The sequence below is a fragment of the Enterobacter cloacae complex sp. S3 genome (assembly GCF_014930495.1).
In the GTDB taxonomy this organism is placed as follows: Bacteria; Pseudomonadota; Gammaproteobacteria; order Enterobacterales; family Enterobacteriaceae; genus Enterobacter; species Enterobacter asburiae_B.
Window position 1 is genome coordinate 17,137 of record NZ_JADBRD010000026.1, and the last position, 10,699, is coordinate 27,835.

At 55.6% G+C, this 10,699-nt stretch carries 8 protein-coding genes and 2 pseudogenes; 6 read left to right on the forward strand and 4 right to left on the reverse strand.

Annotated elements, in window-relative coordinates; genetic code table 11:
- The first annotated feature begins 252 nt into the window (after window positions 1-252).
- The 6 genes from pgi (at window position 253) to psiE (ending at window position 6,584) form a co-directional block, all read left to right on the forward strand.
- Window positions 253-1,902, forward strand: coding sequence for a glucose-6-phosphate isomerase (gene pgi, locus IM317_RS15600; protein ID WP_033144380.1), 1,650 nt, complete (start codon window positions 253-255; stop codon window positions 1,900-1,902).
- Between the two features lie 367 nt (window positions 1,903-2,269).
- A complete protein-coding gene (gene yjbE / locus IM317_RS15605) occupies window positions 2,270-2,512 on the forward strand; it encodes an exopolysaccharide production protein YjbE (RefSeq protein ID WP_008503423.1) in 243 nt (80 codons plus the stop codon).
- A 63-nt stretch (window positions 2,513-2,575) separates the two neighbouring features.
- Complete coding sequence (locus IM317_RS15610) at window positions 2,576-3,214, forward strand: YjbF family lipoprotein (RefSeq protein ID WP_033144381.1); 639 nt, start codon at window positions 2,576-2,578, stop codon at window positions 3,212-3,214.
- Complete coding sequence (locus IM317_RS15615; RefSeq protein ID WP_023334129.1) at window positions 3,211-3,948, forward strand: capsule biosynthesis GfcC D2 domain-containing protein; 738 nt, start codon at window positions 3,211-3,213, stop codon at window positions 3,946-3,948. Before IM317_RS15610 ends, IM317_RS15615 begins: the two co-directional genes overlap by 4 nt.
- Window positions 3,948-6,044, forward strand: a complete 2,097-nt coding sequence (locus IM317_RS15620) for a YjbH domain-containing protein (protein ID WP_033144382.1) — start codon at window positions 3,948-3,950, stop codon at window positions 6,042-6,044. Before IM317_RS15615 ends, IM317_RS15620 begins: the two co-directional genes overlap by 1 nt.
- Before the next feature lie 129 nt (window positions 6,045-6,173).
- The gene (gene psiE / locus IM317_RS15625; protein WP_021242727.1) at window positions 6,174-6,584 is read left to right on the forward strand and encodes a phosphate-starvation-inducible protein PsiE; all 411 of its coding nucleotides are present in this window, start codon (window positions 6,174-6,176) and stop codon (window positions 6,582-6,584) included.
- Window positions 6,585-6,681: 97 nt separating this feature from the next.
- On the opposite strand, the gene malG is transcribed toward psiE, so the two are convergent.
- The 4 genes and pseudogenes from malG to malE (IM317_RS24290) all read right to left on the reverse strand — a co-directional run.
- Entirely contained in the window at window positions 6,682-7,572 is an 891-nt protein-coding gene (gene malG, locus IM317_RS15630) for a maltose ABC transporter permease MalG (RefSeq protein WP_033144383.1), read from the reverse strand.
- A 14-nt stretch (window positions 7,573-7,586) separates the two neighbouring features.
- The gene (gene malF / locus IM317_RS15635) at window positions 7,587-9,131 is read right to left on the reverse strand and encodes a maltose ABC transporter permease MalF (protein WP_029740622.1); all 1,545 of its coding nucleotides are present in this window, start codon (window positions 9,129-9,131) and stop codon (window positions 7,587-7,589) included.
- A gap of 125 nt (window positions 9,132-9,256) precedes the next feature.
- Window positions 9,257-9,835, reverse strand: a pseudogene (gene malE / locus IM317_RS24285) (maltose/maltodextrin ABC transporter substrate-binding protein MalE); the annotation flags it as partial.
- Between the two features lie 71 nt (window positions 9,836-9,906).
- Window positions 9,907-10,476, reverse strand: a pseudogene (gene malE, locus IM317_RS24290) (maltose/maltodextrin ABC transporter substrate-binding protein MalE); the annotation flags it as partial.
- Between the last annotated feature and the right edge of the window lie 223 nt (window positions 10,477-10,699).

A 10,699-nucleotide genomic window follows, 5' to 3' on the forward strand; every position in this document is an offset into this window, starting at 1 on the left:
ATGCGGATTTTTTATGGGGGGGTACCCCTGAGAAACAGGACTTATAACAGCGCCAGATTTTATGCTCCGTTTTAGGGCTTTTTGACCGACATTTCGCCGCCCCGGGAGGGCGCTTCAGCAGCTATACTTTTCGGGTCTTTTCACCTGTGTTTGATGCAGGCCAGGGCAATGGCATAAAAACCATCACAATTTTTATTTGCAGGCGCTACAATCGACCGCAGTCACAATTCTCAAATCAGAAGAGTATTGCTAATGAAAAACATCAACCCAACGCAGACCGCTGCCTGGCAGGCACTCCAGAAACATTTTGATGAAATGAAAGACGTCACCATCGCGGATCTGTTCGCGAAAGATGCCGATCGTTTCTCTAAGTTCTCCGCGACCTTCGACGACCTGATGCTGGTGGATTTCTCCAAAAACCGCATTACCGAAGAAACGCTGGCAAAACTGCAGGATCTGGCGAAAGAGACTGAGCTTGCCGACGCCATCAAATCCATGTTCTCCGGCGAGAAGATCAACCGTACCGAAGACCGTGCCGTGCTTCACGTGGCCCTGCGTAACCGTAGCAATACGCCAATCATCGTTGACGGCAAAGACGTCATGCCTGAAGTGAACGCGGTGCTGGAAAAGATGAAAACCTTCTCCGAAGCGATCATCTCCGGTAGCTGGAAAGGCTACACCGGCAAAGCAATCACCGACGTGGTGAACATCGGTATCGGCGGTTCTGACCTCGGCCCGTTCATGGTGACCGAAGCGCTGCGCCCGTACAAAAACCACCTCAATATGCACTTTGTGTCTAACGTCGATGGTACCCACATCGCCGAAGTGCTGAAGAACGTGAACCCGGAAACCACCCTGTTCCTGGTTGCGTCCAAAACCTTCACCACTCAGGAAACCATGACCAACGCCCACAGCGCGCGCGACTGGTTCCTGAAAACCGCGGGCGACAACAAGCACGTGGCGAAACACTTCGCGGCGCTGTCTACCAACGGTAAAGCGGTCAGCGAGTTCGGCATTGATACCGCGAACATGTTCGAGTTCTGGGACTGGGTTGGCGGCCGCTACTCCCTGTGGTCTGCGATCGGTCTGTCCATCATCCTGTCCGTGGGCTTCGACAACTTCGTCGAGCTGCTCTCCGGCGCGCACGCGATGGACAAACACTTCTCCACCACCGCACCAGAGAAAAACCTGCCGGTGCTGCTGGCGCTGATCGGTATCTGGTACAACAACTTCTTCGGCGCTGAAACCGAAGCGATCCTGCCGTACGACCAGTACATGCACCGCTTTGCTGCTTACTTCCAGCAGGGCAACATGGAATCCAACGGTAAGTATGTTGACCGTAACGGCAACGCGGTGGATTACCAGACTGGTCCAATCATCTGGGGCGAGCCGGGCACCAACGGCCAGCATGCCTTCTACCAGCTGATCCACCAGGGCACCAAAATGGTACCGTGCGATTTCATCGCCCCGGCTATCACCCATAACCCGCTGTCCGACCACCATCCGAAGCTGCTGTCCAACTTCTTTGCGCAGACCGAAGCGCTGGCGTTCGGTAAATCCCGAGAAGTGGTTGAGCAGGAATACCGTGACCAGGGTAAAGATCCGGCAACCCTGGACCACGTTGTGCCGTTCAAAGTGTTCGAAGGCAACCGCCCAACCAACTCCATCCTGCTGCGCGAAATCACGCCGTTCAGCCTGGGCGCGCTGATTGCCCTGTACGAGCACAAGATCTTCACGCAGGGCGCCATCCTGAACATCTTCACCTTTGACCAGTGGGGCGTTGAGCTGGGCAAACAGCTGGCAAACCGTATTCTGCCAGAGCTGGGTGACGATAAAGCGATTGCCAGCCATGACAGCTCGACAAATGGTTTGATCAACCGTTATAAATCCTGGCGTGCGTAATTAAAACGTCATGAAAACGTGCCGGCTTAATGCCGGCATTTTTTTATCGGATAATTCCTGATGTCTGTTAGTTAACTCAAATTCTGAATCTGAGTTTAATCCGAAAAAGACGCTTAACCCGTTAATTGCTGCGGTTTATTTTAAGAAAATACGTAGTGGTTAATTAATATGGATATATTATAACTTATTGATTTTTATCTATTATATATTTATGTTATTTGCCTTTCATTTCCATTTTAACCATTAGTCCGAAAACTCCATCCCTATTTCCCCTTACGGCAAACCCACGGCAGTAGTTGTGTATACTCGATTCCGCCTGAAATTCTTTTCGGGCAAATCTCCATTCATTCATTGAAGGGAAATTGTTATGAAGAAAGTACTGTATGGCATTTTTGCCATATCTGCGCTTGCGGCGACATCTGTCTATGCAGCTCCGGTTCAGGTCGGGGAAGCGGCAGGTTCGGCTGCGACGTCTGCGTCTGCGGGAAGTTCTACCGCAGCCAGCGCCAGCACCGTAAGTTCAGCCGTGGGTGTCGCGCTGGCGGCAACCGGTGGCGGTGATGGCTCCAATACCGGAACCACGACCACCACGACAACCAGCACCCAGTAATAGCGGGTGTTTTAATCATAACCACACTTCGGTGTGGTTATTTCGCCCCTTCGGAGAAGAGTCGTGAAGCGACCTGCAATCATTCTGATTTGCCTGCTGCTGCAGGCGTGCTCGGCCACCACCAAAGGGCTGGGAAACTCACTGTGGGAAAGCATGTTCGGCACACCGGGCGTGCATTTGACCGATGACGAACTTCAAAACATGCCCTATGCCAGTCAGTACATGCAGCTAAACGATGGCCCGCAGCTGTTTGTGGTGCTCGCTTTCGATGAAAACGGGCAGCAGAAATGGGTGACGCAGGATCAGGCCACCATCGTGACGCAGCATGGTCGTATCGTGAAAACCCTGTTGGGCGGCGACAACCTGCTGGAGGTGAATAACATCGCTGCCGATCCGCTGATCAAGCCGAACCAGATCGCCGACGGCGCAAGCTGGACGCGCACGATGGGCTGGACCGAACATAAGCAGGTGCGTTACGCCACGGCACGCTCGACCTTCCGCTGGGACGGCACGGACAGCGTGAAAGTCGGCAGCGACGAAACGCAGGTTCGCGTGCTGGATGAAGAAGTCACTACCGACCAGGCCACCTGGCACAACCGCTTCTGGATCGACGAGGAAGGGCAGATCCGCCAGTCCCAGCAGTATCTCGGTGCCGGATTCTTCCCGGTGAAAACCACCCTGATCAAGGCGGCGAAATCATGAAAACGCTCATCCACGTTGCGCTTCTCGCCAGCCTTGCCGCGCCGCTGGCATGGTCCGCAGGGACGGTGAAGGTCTACACGCCAGACAGTGAAAAACCCAAAACCTTAACCCACGCTGAGCATCTGCTCGATCTCGTCGGACAGCCAAGGCTCGCCAACAGCTGGTGGCCGGGGGCAGTGATCGCTGAACGGCAGAAGACCGCTGAAGCGGAACAACAGCACAAGGCGCTTCTTGCCAGGCTGACGGGATTAGCGGAGCAGGAAGATGGCGACGACGCGGCGGCGATTAACAGCGTTCGCCAGCAGCTGCAGGCGCTGAAGGTGACTGGCCGTCAGAACGTGAACCTGGATCCCGACGAAGTGCGCGTCACGGAAAAGGGCAACCCCACGCTTGAAGGGGAGTATACGCTCTGGCTGCCGGAGAAGCCGACGACGGTGACCGTAATGGGGCTTATCAGCAGCCCGGGTAAAAAGCCCTTCACGCCCGGTCGTGACGTGGCGAGCTACCTCGACGAGCAGAGCCTGCTGAGCGGTGCCGATAACAGCTACGCCTGGGTGGTTTACCCTGACGGGCACACACAAAAAGCCCCCGTCGCTTACTGGAATAAACGGCATATCGAACCTATGCCGGGCAGCATCATTTTTGTCGGTTTTGCCGACCATTTCTGGACGAAGGCGTATGACGGGCTTAACGCCGATATCCTTCACTCCCTGATTCAGCGGATACCGGAATAATGAAAAGAACCTATCTTTACAGCATGCTGGCGCTCTGCGTGAGTGCCGCCTGCCATGCAGAAACGTATCCGGCACCCATTGGCCCGTCTCAGTCAGACTTCGGCGGCGTCGGTTTACTGCAAACGCCCACCGCGCGGATGGCGCGCGAAGGGGAAATTAGCCTTAACTACCGTGATAACGACCAGTATCGCTATTACTCCGCCTCGGTACAGCTATTCCCGTGGCTTGAAACCACGCTGCGCTATACCGACGTGCGTACGAAACAATACAGCAGCGTAGAGGCGTTCTCCGGCGATCAGACCTACAAAGATAAAGCCTTCGACGTCAAGCTGCGCCTGTGGGAAGAGAGCTACTGGATGCCGCAGGTGTCCGTGGGCGCCAAAGATATCGGTGGTACCGGTCTGTTTGATGCGGAATACATCGTGGCCAGTAAAGCCTGGGGGCCGTTCGACTTCTCGCTCGGCCTGGGATGGGGCTATCTCGGCACCAGCGGCAACGTGAAAAACCCGTTTTGCTCCTACAGCGATAAATACTGCTACCGCGATAACAGCTATAAGAAAGCGGGCTCCATCAACGGAGACCAGATGTTCCACGGTCCGGCGTCGCTGTTTGGCGGCGTGGAGTATCAAACGCCCTGGCAGCCATTACGCCTGAAGCTGGAATATGAGGGGAATGACTACTCGCAGGACTTCGCCGGAAAGATTGAGCAGAAGAGCAAGTTTAACGTCGGCGCCATTTATCGCGTCACCGACTGGGCCGACGTTAACCTCAGCTACGAGCGCGGCAATACGGTGATGTTTGGCTTCACGCTGCGCACCAACTTTAACGACATGCGGCCGCACTACAATGATAACGCGCGCCCTGCATACCAGCCGGAGCCGCAGGATGCGATTCTGCAGCACTCCGTGGTGGCAAACCAGCTGACGCTGCTGAAATACAATGCCGGCCTGGCGGATCCGAAAATTCAGGTGAAAGGCGACACGCTGTACGTCACCGGCGAGCAGGTGAAATACCGCGACTCGCGCGAAGGGATCGAACGCGCTAACCGGATCGTTATGAACGATCTGCCGGAGGGGATCCGCACGATCCGCGTGACGGAGAACCGTCTCAACCTGCCGCAGATGACGACGGAAACGGACGTTGCCAGCCTCAGGCGCCATCTGGAAGGCGAGCCGCTCGGGCATGAAACCGAGCTGGTGCAAAAACGCGTAGAGCCGATCGTGCCGGAAACCACCGAGCAGGGCTGGTATATCGACAAATCGCGCTTCGATTTCCATATCGATCCGGTGCTGAACCAGTCCGTCGGCGGGCCTGAAAACTTCTACATGTATCAGCTGGGCGTCATGGCGACGGCGGATCTGTGGCTCACCGACCACCTGCTGACCACTGGCAGCCTGTTCGGCAACATCGCCAATAACTACGACAAGTTCAACTACACCAACCCGCCAAAAGACTCGGCGCTGCCGCGCGTGCGTACCCGCGTGCGTGAGTACGTACAAAACGATGCCTACGTGAATAACCTGCAGGCCAACTACTTCCAGTACTTTGGCAACGGCTTCTACGGCCAGGTGTACGGCGGGTATCTGGAAACCATGTACGGCGGCGCGGGGGCGGAAGTGCTTTATCGTCCTGTCGACAGTAACTGGGCGTTCGGGGTGGATGCCAACTACGTCAAACAGCGTGACTGGCGCAGCGCGCAGGACATGATGAAGTTCACCGACTACAGCGTCAAAACGGGCCATCTGACCGCCTACTGGACGCCGTCGTTCGCGCCTGACGTGCTGGTGAAAGCCAGCGTCGGCCAGTACCTGGCGGGCGATAAGGGCGGTACGCTGGACATCTCTAAACACTTCGACAGCGGCGTCGTGGTGGGTGGCTATGCCACCATCACCAACGTTTCGCCGGACGAGTACGGGGAAGGGGACTTCACCAAAGGGGTCTACGTGTCGATCCCGCTGGATCTGTTCTCGTCAGGCCCAACCCGCAGCCGTGCGGCAGTGGGCTGGACGCCGCTGACGCGTGACGGGGGTCAGCAGCTTGGACGTAAGTTCCAGCTGTATGACATGACGAGCGATAAGAACATTAACTTCCGCTGATGCCCCTCACCCTCTCCCCTAAGGGGAGAGGGGAATCCTCTCCATTGCGTCAAACATAAACAAAAAATATAGATCCCCGTCACATTTTTGCGTTATACAGGAACCTCGCCCTGGAGAATGAGGTGCTGTATGACATCCCTGACTCGCCCGCGCGTTGAGTTTATCTCAACAGTCCTCCAGACCGTGCTGAACCTCGGTCTGTTGAGCCTTGGCCTGATACTGGTCGTCTTTTTGGGTAAAGAGACAGTGCATCTTGCGGATGTACTGTTCGCCCCTGAACAAACCAGCAAATATGCGCTGGTGGAAGGCCTGGTGGTCTACTTTCTCTACTTTGAATTTATCGCCCTGATTGTGAAGTACTTTCAGTCCGGCTTTCACTTCCCGCTGCGTTATTTTGTCTACATTGGGATCACTGCGATAGTGCGGCTGATCATCGTCGATCATAAATCCCCGCTCGACGTGCTGATCTACTCGGCGGCGATCCTGCTGCTGGTGATCACCCTCTGGCTGTGCAACTCGAAGCGGCTGAAACGCGAATAAAAAAATGGCGGCCCGGAGGCCGCCTAACAACAGTCACAAGTTGGGTCAATACAATACGTCTAAAGTTGAGGGTTGCAGTGGCATAACAAAATGAAACTTAACCTTTCACACCGCCCGCCGTCAGGCCGTTGACCAGCCAGCGCTGCGCCAGCAGGAACACCACGGTAATCGGGATGGCGGAAAGTACGGCCGCCGCGGCAAAGTCGCCCCACAGGTAGTTTTGCGGGTTGAGGTATTGCTGCATACCTACGGCCAGGGTGTAGCTGTTCACATCACGCAGTAACAGTGAGGCAACCGGTACTTCGGTGATCGCAGCGATAAACGACAGGATAAACACTACCGCCAGAATCGGCACCGACAGCGGCAGCAGCACCAGGCGGAACGCCTGCCACGGGGTTGCGCCATCCAGCGCGGCCGCTTCTTCCAGCGAGCCGTCGATAGTTTCGAAATAGCCTTTGATGGTCCACACATGCAGTGCGATACCGCCAAGATAGGCGAAGATCACGCCGCCGTGGGTGTTCAGGCCGATAAACGGTACGTACTGGCCCAGACGGTCAAACAGGGCATACAACGCCACCAGCGACAGTACGGCCGGGAACATCTGGAAAATCAGCATCCCTTTCAGCAGCGTCGCTTTGCCCGGGAAACGCATGCGGGCGAAGGCATAAGCACAGGTGGTGGAAAGCGCCACGATACCAATGGCGGTAATACCTGCGATTTTCACCGAGTTCCACAGCCACAGCAGGACCGGGAACGGCGGCGGCGTGACGCGGCCATCCGCGTGTTCCACGCTGAAGCCCAGCGCGAGCCTCCAGTGCTCCCAGGAGATTTCGTCCGGGATCAGGCTCCCCGTCGCGAAGTTACCCGAACGCAGGGAGATGGCGATAACCATCAGCAGCGGGAACATGATCGCCGCGATGAAAATCAGCAGGCCTAAGTGCGTCGCCAGGAGGCGCAACTTCTGAGATTTGGGTTGTACCATTGCCATGATTGATGCCCTCCTTAATCAAATTTCATACGTGTGGCTTTCAGGTTCACAATCGCCAGAGCGCCTACCAGCAGGAAGATCAGGGTGGCAATCGCTGCCGCCAGACCGAAGTCCTGGCCGCCGCCGCCTTCGAAGGCGATACGGTAGGTGTAGCTCACGAGCAGGTCGGTATAGCCTGCTGGCGTCGTGGTGCCAAGGCGGTCCGGGCCGCCGTTGGTCAACAGCTGAATCAGCACGAAGTTGTTAAAGTTAAAGGCGAAGCTGGCAATCATCAGCGGCGTCAGCGGCTTAATGAGCAGCGGCAGCGTAATCTTGAAGAAGTTCTGGAACGGGCCCGCGCCGTCCATCGCCGAGGCTTCGTACAGATCGTCCGGGATAGCCTTCAGCAGGCCCATGCACAGGATCATCATGTACGGATAACCGAGCCAGGTGTTCACGATGATAATCATCGAGCGAGCGGTGGTCGGGTCGCTGAACCAGGCCGGTTTGATGCCGAACAGGGCGCTCAGCATCATGTTGATTTCACCGAAGCTCTGGTTAAAAAGCCCTTTGAAAATCAGAATCGAGATAAACGACGGTACGGCATACGGCAGGATCAGCAGCACGCGGTAAATCGCTTTGCCTTTCAGGGATTCCCACTGGACCAGACAGGCCAGCACCATGCCCACGGCCACGGTCAGGATCACCGTCAGCACCGAGAAGACCACCGTCCAGACGAAGATGGCGAAGAACGGTTTCTGAATGCCTTCGTCGGTAAACACGCGGGTAAAGTTGTCCCAGCCGATGGTGACGGTATAGCCCGGGCTGAGCTTGTCATCACCCCATTTGCCGTCGGCAGTAATGGACTGATAGAAACCAATGTCGTTATTCGGACGATATTTCACGCCGCTCTGGTTGTTGGTCAGCGTGCCGTCGTCCGCCAGGGTATACAGCGGCTGCGTGCCGGAGAACTGGCGCAGCGAGCTCATGGTCACTTTGCTTTCGTCTGGCAGCACTGCGGTGAGCTGGGTCAGCGCCTGACGATTCTGGGTAATGACGCGCAGGTTGGCACGTTCACCTTCCGGCAGGGCCTGTGCCTCTTTTAAGGCCAGCTTCTGCTCGCCGCCAAATTTGAACGCGTCGGAGACATAGTATTTGCTGCTTGCTTCGTCAGTAAGCGCTAACTTCCACTCGTTACCGGCAGGATACAGGCCGAAGTTAAAGGTCTTGCCTGCCTGATATGAGCGATCCAGCAGGACCTGCTGCGCGCGTTCCTGCGCAAGCTGGTTGGTGCTGCTGTAGTTGGTAAACGCAATGGCGATGGTACAAATCAGCGGGAACAGGACAAACAGCCCCATCCCGGCCACGCCCGGATAAACATAGCGCCATGCATAGGCTTTACGATTAGCGAAAATATACAGGCCAGCAGAGCTTAAAATCAGCGTCATGATGGCAAACAGATATTCCCCTTGTACGTACATTAAAACAACAAGGTAACCCACCAGCAGACACAGCAGACCTATCGCTGACCACTTCAGCGCGTCGCTTTGCCACCAGCGTTTCTTTTTAATGACATCCATGGGGTTTTTCCTCTACAACGTTTGATCTTTTCTCCCTCTCCTGGGGGAGAGGGCCGGGGTGAGGGCGTGCGGATAGCGCCAACCCTCACCCTAACCCTCTCCTAAAGGGAAAGGGGACTACGTCATTACTTAGTAATACGACCCTGAGCATCTTTCAGCGCGGCATCGACAGTCTGACGACCGCTTGCAGCGTTGATGACCGCGGTACGCGTGGCGTACCAGAACGCAGCCATCTGTGGGATGTTCGGCATGATTTCGCCTTTCTGGGCGTTATCCATGGTGGCCGCGATACGTGGATCTTTCGCCAGCTGATCCTGGAAGGATTTCAGCGCGACGGCGCCCAGCGGTTTGTCCTTGTTCACTTCATCCAGACCCTGATCGGTCAGCAGGTAGTTTTCCAGGAACTCTTTCGCCAGCTCTTTGTTCGGGCTGGCAGCGTTGATGCCCGCGCTCAGCACGCCAACGAACGGTTTAGACGGCTTGCCTTTGAAGGTTGGCAGCAGGGTCACGCCGTAGTTGACTTTGCTCTTGTCGATGTTGGTCCAGGCCCACGGACCGTTGATGGTCATCGCGGTTTCGCCTTTGTTGAACGCCGCTTCCGCGATGGAGTAATCGGTATCCGCGTTCATGTGTTTGTTCTTGATCAGATCCACCAGGAAGGTCAGACCCGCTTTCGCGCCAGCGTTGTCCACGCCCATTTTTTTTTTTTTTTTATTGTGATCATGTAGATGTTCTCTATGTCCGTCTGCGCCAGCGTCAGAAGCAGCAGGATNNCGTCGGCAGCAATCAGCGGCCAGGTGAAGTACGGCTCTTGCAGGTTGAACATCAGGGCGGATTTACCTTTCGCCTTCAGCTCTTTATCCAGTTTCGGGATCTCTTCCCAGGTTTTCGGCGGGTTTGGTACCAGGTCTTTGTTGTAAATCAGAGACAGGGCTTCAACCGCGATAGGGTAAGCGATCAGCTTGCCGTTATAGCGAACGGCATCCCAGGTGAACGGGAACAGCTTGTCCTGGAAGGCTTTATCTGGCGTCACTTCAGCCAGCAGGCCAGACTGCGCGTAACCCCCGAAACGGTCATGCGCCCAGAAAATAATGTCCGGGCCGTCGCCGGTTGCTGCAACCTGCGGGAACTTCTCTTCCAGCTTGTCAGGGTGTTCTACGGTAACTTTGATGCCGGTATCTTTTTCGAATTTTTTGCCCACTTCGGCCAGGCCGTTATAGCCCTTGTCGCCGTTAATCCAGATAACCAGCTTGCCTTCTTCAATTTTGGCGAGCGCCGGGGCGGAAACCATCATTGCTGCAAGGGCGGACAATGCGAAAACGCGTGCGCCAGTCTTGATATTCATATCTGCCATCCTTTTTGGTGATGTGCTCGTGGATACATAAGGTGGTTCAACGTGACTCAGTCTCCTTATTTGACATCCTCTTTCCATCCTCCCAACCCCTACGCCCCACCCCCCGTTTGTGTGATCTCCGTTGCATAAATTTAAGTTATGAGTGCTGGCGCACATAAAAACCCACCGAATTTTGCAGGCGGCTTCACGAATTTTGCCTCAGCCCGCCCACGGC

Coding starts and splice junctions, on each gene's coding strand:
- pgi (WP_033144380.1), top strand. CDS start 253: ATGAAAAACATCAACCCAACGCAGACCGCTGCCTGGCAGGCACTCCAG.
- yjbE (WP_008503423.1), top strand. CDS start 2,270: ATGAAGAAAGTACTGTATGGCATTTTTGCCATATCTGCGCTTGCGGCG.
- IM317_RS15615 (WP_023334129.1), top strand. CDS start 3,211: ATGAAAACGCTCATCCACGTTGCGCTTCTCGCCAGCCTTGCCGCGCCG.
- IM317_RS15620 (WP_033144382.1), top strand. CDS start 3,948: ATGAAAAGAACCTATCTTTACAGCATGCTGGCGCTCTGCGTGAGTGCC.
- psiE (WP_021242727.1), top strand. CDS start 6,174: ATGACATCCCTGACTCGCCCGCGCGTTGAGTTTATCTCAACAGTCCTC.
- malG (WP_033144383.1), bottom strand. CDS start 7,572: ATGGCAATGGTACAACCCAAATCTCAGAAGTTGCGCCTCCTGGCGACG.
- malF (WP_029740622.1), bottom strand. CDS start 9,131: ATGGATGTCATTAAAAAGAAACGCTGGTGGCAAAGCGACGCGCTGAAG.